Origin of the sequence: Ferroplasma acidarmanus Fer1 (assembly GCF_000152265.2) — an archaeon.
GTDB lineage: Archaea > Thermoplasmatota > Thermoplasmata > Thermoplasmatales > Thermoplasmataceae > Ferroplasma > Ferroplasma acidiphilum.
In genome coordinates this window covers 373911-390935 of the sequence record NC_021592.1, presented here as the reverse complement: position 1 = coordinate 390935, position 17025 = coordinate 373911, and the positions used below count along the sequence as shown (strand labels likewise).

17 protein-coding genes are annotated in these 17025 nt (G+C 37.1%); 8 read left to right on the top strand and 9 right to left on the bottom strand.

All coding sequences use genetic code 11. From position 1 onward, the window contains the following. Positions 1-5 precede the first annotated feature (5 nt). The 4 genes from FACI_RS01795 to FACI_RS01780 all read right to left on the bottom strand — a co-directional run bounded on the left by FACI_RS01795 (position 6) and on the right by FACI_RS01780 (position 3761). Positions 6-194: a hypothetical protein gene (locus FACI_RS01795; protein WP_009886384.1), complete on the bottom strand. Its 189-nt coding sequence runs from the start codon at positions 192-194 to the stop codon at positions 6-8. Positions 195-422: 228 nt separating this feature from the next. After that, positions 423-920 (bottom strand): PadR family transcriptional regulator, encoded by a 498-nt coding sequence (locus FACI_RS01790; RefSeq protein WP_009886383.1) that lies wholly within the window; start codon positions 918-920, stop codon positions 423-425. Between the two features lie 29 nt (positions 921-949). After that, entirely contained in the window at positions 950-2308 is a 1359-nt protein-coding gene (locus FACI_RS01785; RefSeq protein WP_009886382.1) for a COG1361 family protein, read from the bottom strand. Beyond that, entirely contained in the window at positions 2295-3761 is a 1467-nt protein-coding gene (locus tag FACI_RS01780) for an MFS transporter (protein ID WP_009886381.1), read from the bottom strand. Before FACI_RS01780 ends, FACI_RS01785 begins: the two co-directional genes overlap by 14 nt. Before the next feature lie 67 nt (positions 3762-3828). Between FACI_RS01780 and FACI_RS01775 the strand changes: the two genes are divergently transcribed. Next, the gene (locus FACI_RS01775; RefSeq protein WP_009886380.1) at positions 3829-4578 is read left to right on the top strand and encodes an enoyl-CoA hydratase/isomerase family protein; all 750 of its coding nucleotides are present in this window, start codon (positions 3829-3831) and stop codon (positions 4576-4578) included. Positions 4579-4620: 42 nt separating this feature from the next. On the opposite strand, the gene sdx is transcribed toward FACI_RS01775, so the two are convergent. After that, positions 4621-4956 carry a sulredoxin gene (sdx, locus tag FACI_RS01770; protein WP_009886379.1) on the bottom strand — a complete coding sequence of 112 codons (336 nt, stop codon included), beginning with the start codon at positions 4954-4956 and terminating at the stop codon, positions 4621-4623. A 115-nt stretch (positions 4957-5071) separates the two neighbouring features. Here sdx and FACI_RS01765 point away from each other — a divergent pair, with 115 nt between their 5' ends. Then, the gene (locus tag FACI_RS01765; RefSeq protein ID WP_009886378.1) at positions 5072-5449 is read left to right on the top strand and encodes a DUF302 domain-containing protein; all 378 of its coding nucleotides are present in this window, start codon (positions 5072-5074) and stop codon (positions 5447-5449) included. Between the two features lie 521 nt (positions 5450-5970). Here FACI_RS01765 and FACI_RS01760 read toward each other — a convergent pair. Both FACI_RS01760 and FACI_RS01755 read right to left on the bottom strand, forming a co-directional pair. Continuing rightward, positions 5971-6336: a hypothetical protein gene (locus FACI_RS01760; protein WP_009886377.1), complete on the bottom strand. Its 366-nt coding sequence runs from the start codon at positions 6334-6336 to the stop codon at positions 5971-5973. A 239-nt stretch (positions 6337-6575) separates the two neighbouring features. Further along, a complete protein-coding gene (locus tag FACI_RS01755; protein ID WP_009886376.1) occupies positions 6576-7544 on the bottom strand; it encodes an MBL fold metallo-hydrolase in 969 nt (322 codons plus the stop codon). Between the two features lie 141 nt (positions 7545-7685). Here FACI_RS01755 and FACI_RS01750 point away from each other — a divergent pair, with 141 nt between their 5' ends. Next, positions 7686-8849, top strand: a complete 1164-nt coding sequence (locus FACI_RS01750) for an MFS transporter (protein WP_009886375.1) — start codon at positions 7686-7688, stop codon at positions 8847-8849. 2 nt (positions 8850-8851) lie between these two features. Here FACI_RS01750 and FACI_RS01745 read toward each other — a convergent pair whose 3' ends face one another. Beyond that, positions 8852-10363 (bottom strand): AMP-binding protein, encoded by a 1512-nt coding sequence (locus FACI_RS01745; protein ID WP_009886374.1) that lies wholly within the window; start codon positions 10361-10363, stop codon positions 8852-8854. An 8-nt stretch (positions 10364-10371) separates the two neighbouring features. Further along, positions 10372-12018: an acyl-CoA dehydrogenase family protein gene (locus tag FACI_RS01740; RefSeq protein WP_019841363.1), complete on the bottom strand. Its 1647-nt coding sequence runs from the start codon at positions 12016-12018 to the stop codon at positions 10372-10374. A gap of 143 nt (positions 12019-12161) precedes the next feature. On the opposite strand from FACI_RS01740, the gene FACI_RS01735 reads away from it, so the two are divergent. The 5 genes from FACI_RS01735 to FACI_RS01715 are packed head-to-tail and all read left to right on the top strand — an operon-like array spanning position 12162 to position 17011. Then, complete coding sequence (locus FACI_RS01735; RefSeq protein WP_187288957.1) at positions 12162-12923, top strand: DNA adenine methylase; 762 nt, start codon at positions 12162-12164, stop codon at positions 12921-12923. A gap of 49 nt (positions 12924-12972) precedes the next feature. After that, positions 12973-13758 (top strand): DUF72 domain-containing protein, encoded by a 786-nt coding sequence (locus FACI_RS01730; protein ID WP_009886371.1) that lies wholly within the window; start codon positions 12973-12975, stop codon positions 13756-13758. Between the two features lie 49 nt (positions 13759-13807). Further along, a complete protein-coding gene (locus FACI_RS01725) occupies positions 13808-14065 on the top strand; it encodes a hypothetical protein (protein ID WP_019841362.1) in 258 nt (85 codons plus the stop codon). Then, positions 14062-14985: a hypothetical protein gene (locus tag FACI_RS01720; RefSeq protein ID WP_009886369.1), complete on the top strand. Its 924-nt coding sequence runs from the start codon at positions 14062-14064 to the stop codon at positions 14983-14985. The genes FACI_RS01725 and FACI_RS01720 overlap by 4 nt, the downstream gene beginning before the upstream one ends. After that, a complete protein-coding gene (locus FACI_RS01715) occupies positions 14900-17011 on the top strand; it encodes a helicase HerA domain-containing protein (protein WP_084593826.1) in 2112 nt (703 codons plus the stop codon). Before FACI_RS01720 ends, FACI_RS01715 begins: the two co-directional genes overlap by 86 nt. Positions 17012-17025 lie beyond the last annotated feature (14 nt).

The window sequence follows — 17025 nt, the reverse complement described above, 5'->3', positions numbered from 1 at the left end:
TTTCCCTATTTCCTTCCTTCCCTTATTTCTTTCTGGAATTTTTCCAGGTCTTTAAGCTTGACTTCAAGTACGAAAACACCAACATAATTGCATTCCTCGCATTTGTAGACCGGCCCTGCGATGCCTCCTGCAATCCAGTTAATCCTGAGTGATCCGCATTGTGGGCATATCTTCGTTGTCCTGTATTCGTCCATATAGATTGCCATATTGAAATTATATTTAATAATTGTTAATAGGTGCCTGCACCCGCAATTTTCCACAGGTGATTAATCTAAGCAGCTAAATTTATGGGGACTAACTAATTTTATTTCTCTGTAGTTGTTATGTACTTTATCCTGCCTTTAAACAGAATGTTATGGTTCCCAATCATATCTGTTTAGATTTATACCACCTAAGAATTCCTGATACCAAGAAACACCATATTATTTATTGTTGCGCAAATTTCTTTCTTTGGCACGTTCAAGCAATTCATCCATCATAGTTTTTATTAGCTCTATTCCTTCCTCATCTTTCTTCTTTCCCAGGTAGAACGCCTGGCGGATTATCTCTATAATCGGGTGCCCTATATCCTTTATAATATTTTTTAATAATGTATAATCCTCAACATCTGTAAACACGTTTATATATGGGAATTCACGGTCAATGGCATCAAAAATTGCCTGGTCCCGTACTTCCTCATTGAGGTCTAGAACATTTCCCACAAATTTTTTCCCTTTTTCTGTTAAATGATAATATTTCTTCCCATTTCTTACAGAAAAATCTATGAAATTGTCAGATAATAACCTGTTTAAGACCGGAATCAGTGCTCCGTTTGAGATATTTTTTCCCGTTGCAGAATTATAGAGTTTCCTGGAAAGGCCGTACCCTGTCATATCTTCAAGGTTGAGAATGTAAAGTATTCTAAGGGAATAATCGTTCATATTAACCAATTTCCAGGATATTTAAATATTTATGGTTTCTTCCCGGAACCATTATTATTTTTTTCTTCATGTTTTTCACTTCCTGCATGCCTTGATTTTCTGTTTTTCTTTCTTGTGTGCAGCACTGCTGCCCCTATTGCACCAAGAATGATAATTATAAGTGCTGCCATGCCCGCATATAGCGGTTCGGTCAATGTGTTGCTTATTTGCTGTGTTGTTGTAGGAACAATTTTCTGGTTGTAGGTGTACACTTTATTGAAAGTTTCTGCAGTATTATTGAAATGATATTCTACAAGCAACTGCACAGGGTAAGTACCGGCAGCGGAAGTAGAGGTATCTATTATGTAAGTTACCTTAATGCTCTGCCCTGGTTGGAGCTGTGCAAATGTTACATTATTTGCAGTAAGCGCACCAAGTGGATTTGATGATGATACGTGTATAGATAAAACACTGGGAGAAAGCATATGTATTTCAAGGTCTCTATATACTTTATTTCCTGTATTATTCAGATAAAATGTCAGAAGCTGTTTTTTTGTATCTGAGATCATGTCCTTATTTTTAATAGCCACTGTCAAATTATTCTTTTCATTTCCATGTATATATGTATCCATAGTATAAACTGCATTATCAATATGGAAATATACAGGAATTGTCCCTGTAACATTTCTAGCATTTATATAAAATGTAAAATTCATCAACGTTCCGGCAGGATAGTATGCAATTGAATAATTTGCCGGTGACACGACATTATAATCCATGGATGTTATATTGAAATTTACATTCTTCATTGCCGATGTGCCTGTATTTTCTGTATAAATTGTTAATTTAATGAATTTCTCGTTCTGATATATTACCGGTGGGTCGGTAGTATATGATATCACACTTATATCCGGTTTCCCAACAGGAATTGTGAACACTGTGTTCCCTGACATTGTGGTATTATCATAGCTTATGTTTTCATCATAGAAAGATCCACTGGCGGTTTTACTTATATTGACCAGCTGCATTATTGTATATGAGTGCCCTGCCTGAATTTCAGGAATCTGATTGTATGTGCGCACGTTTTTGTCAGGGCCGTTTATGTAAGCATATGTAAATGGTGATTTATAGGCGGACAGATTCATGGACACATTAGCATTTGCAATATCTGTGTAGGATTCAAATGTGACATAAAGTGGTATGCCATTGCTTCCAGGTGATGGCAATTCAGTTGAATTAGGAGCAAACCATGACACAGAAGTTACTGTAAGCTCATTGTTTGCAACCGTTGCCGGTGCCATTTTACTGTGGTTTGCATCTCCTGAAGGCATTAAGCCAGATGCACCGATAGCAAGCATTACCATAGATAAAACTATAAATCCAGTTATTAATTTTTTATATGTTTTCATTATTATCACCTTTTTTCTCCACTATAAGGGTTGTTAGCAGCACTGCAAACAGGAGGAATATTATACCTGTGATGTAGGTAAAATTATAGGCTGTAGCGGATGGGAATCCATAGGTAATTGGAATAAACGGCAATCCATTGAATCTGTAGGGTATTAATCCTATTATTACCCTGACTGAATACATTGTTTCATATGTTCCGCCCAATGCAGGCGCTATTGTCATTCCAAGTTCCCTGAATACTGTGTTCATGCCTGTTGCTTCTCCAGATTTTGATTTCGGTGTTGATATCAATAGAAGATTAATGATGCCCACCAGGACAAAGGAAAAACCGGTACCCAGGACTGTTGCGGCTTCTATAATATCCAGGATAGTTGATCTGTCCAGGATCAAAAGTATAAAAGCTATAAAACTGACTGAAAGGCCGATTAAGATTGAAATTTTAGGGCCACGGGCATCGGTGACCCTGGCGGCAACAGGCGCAAATACCATTGCGAGGATAGTTGCAGGAAGCATAATCAGGCCCGATGTGAAAATAGATTTTCCAAATCCGGAGGGGGCAGGGTCCTGAAGCAGTGTCGGGACAGTAAAAAATAGGAAATACATGCCTGCCATGGTGAGTAGCCCGACAAAATTCGCTATCAATATATTCCTGCTTTTTAATAAATGCATATCTATGAATGCATACCTGCTTGCAAGTTCATATTTTATAAATGCGTAAAATGCAGCAATTGAAAATACGAACGAAAATAATATGAGCGGGGAGAGCCATCCATAGGTATTTCCTTCAGACAACCCGAATATGAGCATTACCAGCCCTGATGCCATTATTGCGACCCCGGCAAAATCTATTTTTTCCTTTGCAGGCGCAGTGTTGTCTTTCAGGAAGAAATAAGATAATATGAATAATGCAAAGGCAACAGGGGCAATTGCGTGATAAGACCACTGCCAGCTATAGGCTTCTGTAATATATGCTCCGATAACCAGAGCCATGCCGGCACCTACAGCAAAGGTTGCACTCATCAATCCCTGTGCAAGAGCAAGTCTCGACCTCGGGACAACATCATTGATTATTGCGTAAGCTAGAGGGTACATGCCAAATCCAATGCCCTGAATTATCCTTATTACTATTAACTCATCAAGGCTTGTGGCAAATCCACCCATTGAAACGGAAATTGCATAAATTAATGAAAGAATTAAAAACACTTTTCTTTTGCCAAACACATCGCCAAGTTTTCCGAATATTCCGGCAGCTACTGTACCTGTAATAAGGTAAGCAGTGAGAATCCATGAGACATTATTATATGTTGTATTAAAAAAAGTGATAAATACAGGGATGGCAGGAACAATCATTGTTTCCACATAAACAATTAACGTCCCTGCAAACGCCATCAGGGCCACTATTCTTGCAATATCACCCTTTTCAATATTCTCCATATATGTCTTATTAGACATGTCTAACTAGTATAAATATATTACCGGCACTTCAAAATATTTATTTAAATGGCTATGTTATATAACTATGCCATATAAAACCATAAAAACAGCAGAGGAAAATGGCACGGGTTTCATTTATTTTGATAGGGAAGACCGCCTGAATACCATTACAGTTGAAATGATAAATGAGATATCCAGTGCATTATCTGATATGGAAAGCACATGCAGGTCAATTGTAATTGGTGGAAAAAAGAATTTCTCCGCCGGAGCGGACGTATTGCAATTTCCGGAGCTGAATCCATCAGAAGCCTATGAATTTCACAGGAAATTAAATGAACTTGCACTTTATTTCCGGGAATATACATGGCCGGTAATATCTTTTTTAAATGGATATGTCTTTGGGGGCGGACTTGAACTTTCGCTTTCTACTGATATAAGGGTGTGCAGCAGAGATGCACAGTTGAGCCAGCCAGAAATCGGGCTAGGCATAAACGCAGGTGCAGGTGGCAATGTAATACTTCCACATGTGGTTGGAAGAAATCGGGCACTCTACATGATACTGACCGGTGCAAGGCTAAATGCCCAGACTGCATACGAGTTCGGGCTTGTAGACATCCTGGCAGGCAATGCACTGGAAGAAGCTACAAGAATAGGGCAAGTAATCAATACTAAACCTGAGAATACTGTAAAACTGGCAAAACGTGCGGTAAACAATACTTCATCGTCACATATTAAAACTAACCTGGATTATGAGGCTGCATTGTTCGGGATTTTATTTTCCGGGCAGGATACGAAAGACAGGATAAATAATTTTATAAAAAAGAAAGAAAAATAATTTTAATTTTCATGGTTTATCTAATACTTTTCTGCTATATGGTTACTCTTCAATTTCAATAAAGTTGCCCTCTTCCCTCAGATTGTATGTTTCCAGTGTGTATTTTTCCATTGGAGTCTGGGGTGCTATAAACGGGGGCTCAACCATTTTTCCGGTGTCAAGTTCAAACTTTGCATTGTGGCATGGGCATATAACATGTTTGCCATCTTCAGACACATTGCCGAGTATACATTTAAGGTGGGAACATATTCCATTGATACCGTACAGCTTTCCATTTTGCTTTGTTATGAAAACTACTTTACCATCTCCAAGATTAATTGACACATGGTTGCCTGAGTTTTCCAGAGCTTTTATTCCCAATATTTTTCTCCATGTCATAGTTCAATATGCATTAATATAATTTATATTTTTACGGCTTCTATAGCAAGAATAAAAATATGCATTCTGTGCAATAATTCAAATAAATATTTATACCAATTAATAATAATAATCCATGTTTCTAAAATACAAAAGTGTACACACATTCGAAGAGACTGTGAAACTAGCCACTGATTTCATTAAATCAAAGGGCATAACTGTATTCTCTATAATAGACCACAGGAAAAATGCTGACAACGCAGGATTGGAAATGCAAAATGAAACTTTAATATTGTTTGGTTCTCCGGTGGTAGGCACATTATTGATGAAAGAAAACCCTGAAATCGGCATCGAACTGCCATCAAAATTATTAATCTATTCAACAAATAGCGATGTTTATATCCTGTACAAAGACCCGGAAGAATTTTTGAAAGTATATGCAATACGTGAATCCACGGATGCAATTGAAAAACTGAAAATGTTATATAAGCAAATAGTTGAGCAGGTAATTTAATCCAGCAACCTTTTTTTAATTCTTAAAACAATTTAAAACTTTTCCCCGGTTTAACGGATATTAATCACGTTTCATAATTTCCTGACCCACGGGGAATTCGAAGCCCAGCCCCTGATCGGATGGTCATTGCAATGTGACACGCAATATGCTATATCCGGAGCCCATTAAAGGCCGGGTTGCCTATAGTCTTACGTCGTCATATATATTCATAAATCGTATATACTTATTTATAAGACATATCTCTATTAATTACTGCTTTTAAATGTTTTGGAAATTACTGTTACAATTATATTAAGTTTGGAAAATAATTATTTTATATTCCATTCAACCTTTAAAATTACTGGTGCGGCAGAAATGTAATTCTTATGCAGCAATTTATAAGGATAAATGTATGGAGACCAGCTGGCAGGATAACGATAATCAATATTATTTATAAAAAGCGATGTAATTTCTGTGTGATATAATAAGTCTCATGCCATATTATAAAATAATAGCAAATATATAAAAAAATTACCGGCTTATTATGCCATAAATTTGGCAATTCTTTGGGAAACAGATGAGGGTACCTTGCCCATTGCAGATTGTATCATATTCATATCTCTTGTTCTAATATCAGCCGGGAGTTCTGAATTTGCTTTCATTCTTAAAGCCACAAATGCTTTCAGCTCATCATCTCCCATGCCTGATGCAATGCCAAGATTTGTGGTGCAAAGACCTATATATGTGGCATCATCTGTTTTGTTCATAGCCGTGATCAAATTTTTCATCATTTCCACCTTTTTGGCATCGTCCTCTTTAAACATATTCCCGAATAATTTCATCATTGTTTCCTTTCTCTTTTCGCTATCCATTTTTGCAATTGTCACTATATCTTCCATTTTTATCATTTTATAATAACTTTAAAACATAAAAAATTTTTTGTTACATATAATTCATAAATATGAAATTTACGAAATATATTTTAAAATTATAGAGATAACCTGCTAATGTGCTTGATATAGCAAATAAAACTTAACTGTATAATTCATCTTTTCTGAATTGCGAAGGTACTTAATGATCATATGCTACCCTCCATCTTAGAATTATGGCGATTCCTAGCATATATAAGGATTAAACTATAGGGCTGCTAATCTACCTGCTGGTTCTGAGGAAATTGCCCGACAATAGAATGGTATAGAACCGTTTCTCCGGAGTATTTTGAATCTATTTTGCCTGTTCTCTCCATATGTACCAGATGTGCAACAGTTTCCAGTATAGCAAAATTTTTCTCCATGTTGTTCATATCCTCCATTTTGCGCCCCCTGCTCCATGCTATGGAGGATGCTATGTCAAAGGCACTTCTCCAGGTGTTTAATTCTAGGGACATGTTATACATCCTCTTTTCGTGATGCTGAATGATCTGGTCAATTCTTTCTGTAAAATTAGTAAAAGTCTCCCTATGCCCCGGATATGCAATTTCAATATCATAATTTTGAATTTTTTTGAGGCTTTCAATATACATGCCAAGGTAGTCTACATTATTTCTGTAAACACTAATATTTGGAGATATATTTTTAAGTACATGGTCTCCTGTAACCATTGCATGGATATCTTTCAGGTATATAGCAACAGAACCGGGCGAGTGCCCGGGGACATCTATGATATCTGTATCTTTCATAGCCATATTGCCTATTATGTTCAGGTTCAATGATGCATAATAGTCCATAAATTTCATGACTGGATTTCCTTCTGTTATATTCCTGAATAACTCTTCTGGCACACCATTGGACATCATTAAATTTCTGTATTCACTGAAATACTCCTGCCTGTTGTCTACCATAGTTTTAATTATATCATAGTCATTTTTTGATATATATACGGGTATTTTATTATTTTTTTCCAGATAAAGTGCTCCGCCTATATGGTCAATGTGCAGATGTGTAATTATACACATATCTATGCGTGAAAGGTCAATAGTATTAGCAATCTGCCTGTATCCATTTTCGGACATGCCAGTATCAACAATGTAGTTATAATCCCCATTAATATTGTAAACATTTGCAGTTTTCAGTGCCCTGATTTCTATAGGGACCTCTATTTTCTGAATGGAATTCATTATAGCTCATTATAAACTATCTAATTAATAATTCCCAGTGGAACATAAAACCTGTTATGGGCATATTCTCTTGCCAGCAGTTGAGTTATGATTCCCGTTTACTGGTAAAATATTAATTAGTGTTTATAAATTACAAACGAGATGGCATTTAACAACACAGATGGAAATAACAGGCATTACACCGGAATTCTGGGTTCTTCAATAATGTCATTTTCAATGAATTCAACATTGCGATTTTTTATTCCTGTACTTATACCCCTGCTGGTATCATCCCTGAACATATCTGTATATCTTGGTTCCCTATTGATAACTGCATACTGGCTTGGTTACACGGTATTTCAGATCCCTGCCGGAATGATATCGGACCGTGTGGGCGTATCAAAAGTCGCTAAAATATCATTTATTTTGATGGTTCTGTCATTTTCATTATTCTACTTTTTTATGGATTCATATACAGGCATTTTCATTATACAGATATTACTTGGAAGCTTCTCTGCAACAGTATACCTTTCTGACACATCAGTGATACAGAAATGGCTTCCACAATCCAGCAGGGCAACCTTTGTAGGAATATACCAGACAGGATTTTTTATAGGGGCGTCACTGGGAGAATACCTTATCCTCCGCACACTTTCTATAGGTTTCCGTTTTGCATTCATTGTTATTCTGTCAATACTTATTATTGCAACAATACTGAACATTGTATTTTTAAGGGAGCCGGAACATAATAAACTGGCAAAGCATGGAAAAATTGATAGAAAAATAATTTATGTAGCCATGATTAGATTTTCTGCAGGGTTTTTATATATAGGATTTATAACCTTATTTACTACTTTTATTGTATTCGACCACATTGTGCCATATTCCAGCGCATACTTATATGCATGGATTCCTGCTGCAGGTGGAATTATTACATCTCCACTGGGCGGGATGATATCAAGAAGAATGAAGCATGGAAAATCCATAGTATCGGTATTGCCTGTAGTCGCCCTTGCAGTTACAATAATTTATATAAACTACGCTCCTGTTGCCGTAATTTTTCTTATATCATTTCTTACAGGAATGTTTTATGGTCTCTATGCAGGCCCTTCAATGGGAATGGCATCTGACTTTAGCGGGAGTGATGCCAACCTTGCCTCATCCAGCAGCATACTGAATTTCAGTTCACAGGTAGGCGGTACGGTTTCCCCGCTCCTTATGGGATTCATGTTCTCAATATATGGAAATTTTGCTCTGGCATTCACAGTTGTTGGCGCAATTTCAATTATTACACTCATAATCCCCTTTATAAAATTAACATTTTGAAATTATTTTTTCATTTCCCTGAGCTTTGCTTTGTCTATTTTTCCAACACTGGTCATAGGCATTTCTTCTATGATAATAAACTCAACTGGAATCCACCATTTGTTAATATTCCCGTTTGATGCGTGGGTTTCCATAAATTGCCTGATTTCTTTAATTTCAATATCTTCCGAAGCTTTGACCCATGCAACTGGCCTTTCTCCCCATTTCTCATCAGCTATACCGGTAACAGCCGCTATTTCTATTCCTGGAAACTCAGATATCAGGGATTCTATAATCGACGTTGGGATCCATTCGCCACCACTTTTAACCACATCCTTTACACGATCCAGGATTTTTATTCCACCATCAGGTGTCATTTCACCCACATCACCCGTCTTGAACCACCCGTTTTCATAGTCATGGTTTTCTGGCCTATTGAGGTATTTTTCCGGAAGCCATGGGGCATTAATCCATAATTCTCCTATTGTTCCGTTTTCCAGTATATTCCCGTTATTATCCCTGACTGTAGCACTTACCATAGGAACAGGGTATGTTACAGACCGTAAAGATTCGTGTTGATCCGGCCTCCCAAGGGAAATAGATGTGGCAAGCATATCTGTTCCGCCATATATTGTTGAAAATTTAATCCCCTTTGCATTTAACTTTTCCGCCAGGTTTTTGCTTATAGGGGAACCGCCTATTAACATTTTTATTCCATTCAGCCTGTTTTCCCTATCATGGGATAAGAGGTCATAAACCATTGTGGGTACAGCATTTATCCACGTTGCCTTATTCTCTTTTATTGCATTCAGCACATTCTCCGGATTATATTTTCCGGTGATTATATAATCTGCACCCAGATACGCAGCATGGAAAGCAGACCCCCATGACCATATGTGGTAAAATGGGATAAGAGACAATATAGTATCACTGGAAGTTAATTTGGCGGGTGTATTAAACAATCCAAGCTGGTAGAGAATACTTAATGCACCGTTTACAGATTTTTCGTTTGTATACAGCACTTCCTTGGGTTTTCCCGTTGTTCCAGAAGTAAATAATATGGAATAATTATCGTTTCCGGTTGTTTTCTCCTCCCTGTGCAAATCACTTGTAAGCATATCATGGAATTTAATATAATCTCCATTTTCAGACAGCGATACTATATGGTCGTCGCGGAATCCTTTGTATATGCCTGCATTCATAAACTCTTTTGATGCAAATACATATTCTGCCCCTGATTCTTTTACTGTTTCCATTGCCATATTCCATGGAAGTTTTATATTTACAGGATATATGATTGAACCTGTAAGGCTGGAAGCAAACAATAATTCCATAAACTCTATTGAATTATAATCAGCAACTGCAATCACCGTTCCTTTCGATATGCCCATTTTATTCATGGACGTTGACAGGCTCAAAACCTTTTCAAACAGGTCTCTGTATGTAATACTTCTGCTGCCAGATATAACTTTCTTTTCCGGAAAAAGGGACGAAGCTCTCTTCAGTATATTTATAACTGTGAATCCATTGCCCATTTTACCACCTAATTTTTCAAGGACCTCTCCGCACTATCTACATGGATGATTCCACCGGCTTGCCCGATAGCATTGCTTTCATAGTCCTCTTTCTTTACAAACCTTCTGGCATACAATGACCCTGCCTTTACAAAATCATTGTTCCCTGTTTTATTACCTATATGAATTAATAGAATAGCTGCCATGGAATGCCCCATAACCTCCATGCTATATTTTGCATGGAATTGTGCTTCTTCTACTCCCATAGATAATAAATTATCTATACTGTTTTTCAATGAATTGTAGCATGATTCTGCAGCAGCCTTCTCTTCTCTAATTTCAGATAGAATGTTCTTAAAGTCTGAGAGCAATTTTATGTGCGCCTTCTTTCTCATTATGGCTTCAAGCATATCAAGTGCCTGAATATTGCTTGCACCTTCCCATATGGGTGTTATAAGTGCCTCCCTGTGCCATCTTTCCACTGGAAATTCAGATAGGAATCCTATTCCACCATGTAGTTCTGTCGCCATCTGCGTAATTCTTGCTGAGGAATCTGCTGTAATGTTTTTCACTATATGTGTCATAAGCCTGGTATAATTATATTCATCATCGTAAGGCGGCTTTGAATTTATGGAATTGTTGAATAGTTCAATGGATTTAAACGTAAGTGCTATAGACCCTTCAAGCAGCACCTCCATATCCAGCAAATCCTTTACTATTCCCGGATGTTCAATAAGCAGTTTGCCAAAAGTCTTTCTTTTCCCGGTATAATAATAGGCTTCAAGGTATGCCTTTCTAGCTATTCCGCATGCTGCCGCGGCGTTATCTAATCTGGATACCATTAAATCTTCAGTTATATAGTATATTGCTTTGCCAGCATCACCTATCATATACGCTTCGGAACTATCAAGCTCAACCTCGCCAGAGGGAACACTTTTAGTAGCGCTTTTTTCTTTGAGTCTCCTGAGCCGGTAATTCAATTCGCCATCATTATTCTTTCTTGGAATAAGAAATAATGATAATCCTTTTGCCCCGTGATTATCACCATGAAATGCAGATGTAAGTGCAACATCTGCCAGTCCTGCATTGCTTGCAAAATATTTATCACCTGTAAGATACCAGAGGCCGTTTCCTGATTCAGCCCTGGTTTTATTTGCTCCGAGATCACTGCCTCCCTGAATCTCTGTAAACCATGTTGCACCGAGCAATGTATCTTTAGTATCACCTATCAGCCCTGGCACATAGTCATTCTGGAAGTCCGGTGCATATTTATGTATGGCATATGCTGTCTGGTGTGTAAGTGTGAGTATGCAGTATATGCCGGGGTCTGCTACCAGATACCCCATTGCGTAGTGCTCCATTATAGATTTCCCATGAAAATATGGCCTGCTTATGCCATACTCATGTATCAATTTGTCAAGGACATGCTTTTCCATCGGGCTAATCAGTATGCTATCTATCCTTTTTCCGTCTATACTCCACATCTTCTGCAATGGCTGTGAAACCTTATCTATATAATCGGTAGTTTCATACAGGTCTTTCCCGGCATATGCTCCCAGCGGGCTGAGATTTAGATGCTTGCCCATATAAAAGTCAAGTATTTTCTGGAATGGCTTATCAATATCATAATGGTTTTTTCCATATATACTGGATAGAAAAGAATATGTATCATCCATATTCATACAACTTCAATTTATATATAAAACCATTGATGTGGCTATTACTTCTTTTTCCCGGATTTTACTTCTGCTGGCATGCCAATACTACCATAAATTAAATACCAGATGTGCATAACATTAAATCTCATATGTTGAGAATAATGAAATATCCTGGATCGAAAACTGCAATAGTAGGTGAAATACAGAGAGTGTTTGACATATCACAATGCACCAGGTTTGTTGACGTGTTTTCCGGTTCAGGTTCTGTGATAATCAATATCCAAGCCGGGATTGAGGTATACAATGACCTTAACAGGGATCTTTTTATATTATTTAATTCACTAAAAAATAACTTTTCGCAGCTTTACAGGGCAGCTGATGCCGTGGCACGGGACAGAAAAATGTTTTTTGACTATTATGATGGCAGGATAGTTATGGATACAGGAAATCCAGACATTGAAAAGGCTTTTTCAATTTTTTTTAATTTTAACACCGGTTTCGGGGGAATGGGCAATAGCTATGGAAAGAAAGACAAATCACTTTTCGGCACATATAGAAAGAATGTATCCAACCTTCTTAAGGCAGAATCAAAAATAAGAAAAATGAAAATAGAAAATATGGACTTCCGCGAAGTTATAGACAAATATAATGACCCGGACACATTTTTTTACCTCGATCCTCCATATCCCGGAAAGGACTGGTATGTGCACAATTTTCTTGAAAGTGATTTCATGGAGTTAAGGAATACTCTGGGGAGCATTAAAGGCAAATATTTAATGAATTTTAATTCCACGGATAAACTCCCTGTAAAAGTATTCGGCAAACCCTCGTTTGTAAAGGAATATGCAAATGAGAATGGTAAACCGGGGGAAACAAATGCAAGAAAAGTATCATTTTATACCAATATGAATGTAAAAATATAATGCCATTGAGATAAGAATTATTATTTATTGTTATTCAATTACATTATACATGATTTACCGTACAGGATGCTCGGGCTGGAGCTATGATTTCTGGAAAGGAAAAATTTATGATTACTCTGAATCCCCATCTAACTATCTCAGGGACTATGCGAGAATATTTGACACTGTGGAAATAGATTCTACATTCTACGCTGCACAGAGCCAGGAAACAGTAGAAAAATGGGCTTCATCTGTACCTGAGAACTTCCTGTTTTCTCCTAAAATGCCACGTAAAATAACACATGAGTTCCGCCTTGAGAGATGCGAGGACGATCTTGCGTATTTCATGAAAAACATATCATTATTAAATAACAGGCTTGGCACTGTGCTTATCCAGTTGCCTCCGGACTTTCCATTTAATACCGGTGTTCTGGAGAACTTTATAGAGCTGCTTCCCAACAATATCAAATATGCTATTGAATTCAGGCATCCTTCGTGGTTCATAGATGAAGTCTATGGAATCCTCCGGAAATCAGGAATAACAATGGCATGGTCAGTCCTGGATTATATAAAAACGCCTGAAATTAAAACCACTGAGAACCTTTATGTGCGCTTTCTAGGAAACAAATCGCTTGAAAAGAAAGACCTTGGCGAAATAAGAATAAATCGGCATGGAGAAATTGAACAATGGGTCGGAAAAATAAAAAAGCAGGATTCAGGCCAGGGTACGGTTTTCATATATGCAAACAACCATTATGAGGGATTATCCCCGGACACCATAAAATTTATCAGGCACGAACTCGGGTTGCCCACAACCGGCAATATGCTGATGGACAGGCAAAAAAAGCTTTTCTGATCTATGTTTTTTACCGTTATTATTTTATATTTTCGTATTATTACCAAAAATGTTAATCGACTACGCCATTGCATCAATCAATGCAATGATGGGAAGAATAGATGATATAGTTATATCAGTATCCGCAGTTCTTATTACTCTCCTGTGGATACCTATTGCACTGAATTTCTTCAGTACCGATGAGAACAAAAAGATAATGGCAAGGGAACGGCTCAAGAATGCTGCTATAGGCACAGTAATATTTATCATGGCAATTAGCGGCATATTATTTACTGTTTTCAACTATGTGGTTACCGGTAAAGTATGACATATACCTCAATTTTCCAGGAAATTGTAAAGGCTATAATAGACCTATCAAGGCCTTCAATAATATTATTATGGCATATGATGGTAAAATACGGGCTTAACCCGGAATATTCCTATGAACAGTTTATAAAGGGTAATTCTCCATTCATTAATTTCTATAACTACCTTTTTTACAATGTTTATTCCGATGCCATCCTTGGAATAATAACAATTTCAGCCATAGTTATGCTTGTGTACAACTCATTTATAAAGCCATATCCGCCCGCTAAATTTTTAATAAAAACATTTGCAGCCGTCATACTTTTTGAAGCATCCTACAGAATATCCATGATATTTATCAGTATTTCCCTGGTATTTTATAATAATATATATTCGCTAAAAACAGGCTGGTATGGACTGGAATTTTCAGGGCTGTCTTTCTCAAATAGCCTTATATCGATTCTATTTACCGGAACATTTGTCATGGCAATTATGCTCCTTTTCGGCGTACTCATAATCAGGCAGGCCTTACTTCTGTTCTTTATTTTGTTTATGCCAGCAGCATCTTTACTGTTAATTATTCCCGGCAGCGAAAAGCAAATATTAAAACTGTACCGGATTTTCTTTGAACTTGCATTTTTCCCTTTTTTCACCATAATTATTCTTTATCTTATCGGCCTATTCAATAATCCATTTCTTGAAATTGGATTGATTTATGTAGCTGCAACTGCACCGTTGTTCTTTGTTACCGAAATGTACAGGTATTTTCAGGGAACTATGAATTTTCTTAACACGGACGCAGCTGTAACTGAAATCTCCTCTGGAATTGGTGATATAAATCCTGTTTCCGTGTTGAATGGAGGAATTAATTTCGGTATTGATCCTGACACATCAGAAAGCCGGATACCCGGAATCATTGACGAAAATGGTGGTATACATTAAAATTCCTTCAAACGTTTATAATTTTAAATCATACATATACGGAATGCCTGTGGAGAAATTTGTTATCATACTTTCCGGAATATCCATGGCGGCAATACTTTTTACCATATCGTTGCCTGTTACGATTTCCGCCGTTGCAATATATTTCGGGTTTATGGCATACATTAAATTTGACTTCTCAAACATTTATAAACTGAGAAAACTCTATTTTCACGGGCTCGCCGGGCATAATATAAAATTTGTCCGCAATGGGTTTTTATTCTGCATCCTGGGGCAGGATATATTTTCAGCAGTGGAAATAGAAAATCAGGAATTGTATACAGATAGCAGGAAACAAAATCATATAAGGGCTATAATGAATATCATTGATAGTCTGGATTGCAGTGCAAATATCATAACAAAAACGGAAGTTTACAATGGCAAAAATTATTACAGGACCTTTGTTATATTAAAAACACATGGATCCGGCATTGAAACATCCATGGATTTATTGAAAAGAAACATATCCCTTATCATTTCAAACACTGCGCTCCATGGAAAAGCTGTTGATGATGAAAAAACAATTAAATCAATGTTTCCAGAAAATGTAACACCGGGGTCAAGATATATAGATGCCGGCGGGTTTTACATGGCATATTTCGATCTGCTTGATACAGATTATTCACAGGATTTCTTTTATCAAACCCTTATTGAAAAAATGGGTTTTATGGTTGAAATTAACATGGAAATCAACCAGATTAAAAACCCTGAGATGCAGGTTAAAAGGCTTCTGGCGTCCAGGAAAGCAGAAATAGTTTATACAAAAACAGGGCATTACGCCGGGCTTATAAGAAAACAGATCTCTGCACTGGAATATATGTCAGGGCAAGAGAAGCTATATAATGCTTCGTTGAGGTTCTCTGTAATATCAGGGCATCCGGCTATTCTCCGCTCTAATGCCGAAATATTCAAAAAAACAATGGAATCTGCAGGATTCAGGTTAAAAACTTTCAATTATTTTAATAGAAATTCATTCAATCCCCTTGAACTGCAGGGACAGGGCATTAAATATATGCTGGATTCTGCTTCAATATCAGAACTCTTCCCATGTTCATTTACACCTATTCCAGATCGGGCAGCGGAACCACTTGGAATCAATGCAATAACCGGGAAGCCATTTTACTTCCAGCCATTCAGGGGCAATTCATATAATATTGCCATAACAGGCGAAACAGGTTCTGGAAAATCTTATTTTGCAAAAAAATTGCTGGATCAGAACGGAAATGCGAAGGTTTATGTCATTGACCCGCTAGGAGAATACTCTTACGGGCACGTGATAGACCTATCTCTTGGGGAGTATGTAGATTTTTTTATTGAAACTCCGGAAATGGCAAATATTATATCAACCGCCATAGCAAAACTGACAGGAATAGGCGAAAACACTATTACCGGAATTTTAACAGGATTAATGTCAAAATCCGGTGTTGCCACGTTCAATGAATTAATTTCTGAAATCAGGCTGGGCTATTCTGGAAATAAAAGTACACATGGAACCGTTTACAGTATGCCATTCAAAACACCTGTAAGACTTGAAGGAAATTTTACAGTATTCCGGTTCGGGCATAAAAATGCAGACATCCGTGATGCCTTCTTCGATCTGGTATTCAGCTATATAATTTCTACAGTTGAAAAAGGGGAGGGAGAGAAAATGGTTGTTATGGATGAAAGCCATCTGTTTCTGAGAAACTCCCGGGAGGCTGAGATTATAGATATGCTTGCCAGAAATTCCAGGCACTTCCGGACTTCTCTCATAACGGTAACACAGAATATAAATGATTATTATATGAACAATTATTCAGAATCTATACTCATGAATTCTATAAACTATTTTATATTCAGGCAACACGGAAAGATTAAAAGCAGTATGTTCCTTGGCTATGAAATTGATCCATCGGGCCTTGCGGGCGGGAGTTATTCCACCTATTCGGAATGCTTTTATTCAACAGGATCGCTTATAAGAAAAGTAAAAATATCTGAGAAGAAATAAAAATATTGCTGTTT

Bases quoted from the DNA above. Each gene is read 5' to 3' on its own strand.
- FACI_RS01775 (WP_009886380.1), top strand. From the start codon at position 3,829: ATGCCATATAAAACCATAAAAACAGCAGAGGAAAATGGCACGGGTTTC.
- FACI_RS01795 (WP_009886384.1), bottom strand. From the start codon at position 194: ATGGACGAATACAGGACAACGAAGATATGCCCACAATGCGGATCACTC.
- FACI_RS01760 (WP_009886377.1), bottom strand. From the start codon at position 6,336: ATGATAAAAATGGAAGATATAGTGACAATTGCAAAAATGGATAGCGAA.
- sdx (WP_009886379.1), bottom strand. From the start codon at position 4,956: ATGACATGGAGAAAAATATTGGGAATAAAAGCTCTGGAAAACTCAGGC.
- FACI_RS01785 (WP_009886382.1), bottom strand. From the start codon at position 2,308: ATGAAAACATATAAAAAATTAATAACTGGATTTATAGTTTTATCTATG.
- FACI_RS01780 (WP_009886381.1), bottom strand. From the start codon at position 3,761: ATGTCTAATAAGACATATATGGAGAATATTGAAAAGGGTGATATTGCA.
- FACI_RS01790 (WP_009886383.1), bottom strand. From the start codon at position 920: ATGAACGATTATTCCCTTAGAATACTTTACATTCTCAACCTTGAAGAT.
- FACI_RS01750 (WP_009886375.1), top strand. From the start codon at position 7,686: ATGGCATTTAACAACACAGATGGAAATAACAGGCATTACACCGGAATT.
- FACI_RS01755 (WP_009886376.1), bottom strand. From the start codon at position 7,544: ATGAATTCCATTCAGAAAATAGAGGTCCCTATAGAAATCAGGGCACTG.
- FACI_RS01745 (WP_009886374.1), bottom strand. From the start codon at position 10,363: ATGGGCAATGGATTCACAGTTATAAATATACTGAAGAGAGCTTCGTCC.
- FACI_RS01735 (WP_187288957.1), top strand. From the start codon at position 12,162: ATGAAATATCCTGGATCGAAAACTGCAATAGTAGGTGAAATACAGAGA.
- FACI_RS01765 (WP_009886378.1), top strand. From the start codon at position 5,072: ATGTTTCTAAAATACAAAAGTGTACACACATTCGAAGAGACTGTGAAA.
- FACI_RS01720 (WP_009886369.1), top strand. From the start codon at position 14,062: ATGACATATACCTCAATTTTCCAGGAAATTGTAAAGGCTATAATAGAC.
- FACI_RS01740 (WP_019841363.1), bottom strand. From the start codon at position 12,018: ATGGATGATACATATTCTTTTCTATCCAGTATATATGGAAAAAACCAT.
- FACI_RS01715 (WP_084593826.1), top strand. From the start codon at position 14,900: ATGGAGGAATTAATTTCGGTATTGATCCTGACACATCAGAAAGCCGGA.
- FACI_RS01730 (WP_009886371.1), top strand. From the start codon at position 12,973: ATGATTTACCGTACAGGATGCTCGGGCTGGAGCTATGATTTCTGGAAA.
- FACI_RS01725 (WP_019841362.1), top strand. From the start codon at position 13,808: ATGTTAATCGACTACGCCATTGCATCAATCAATGCAATGATGGGAAGA.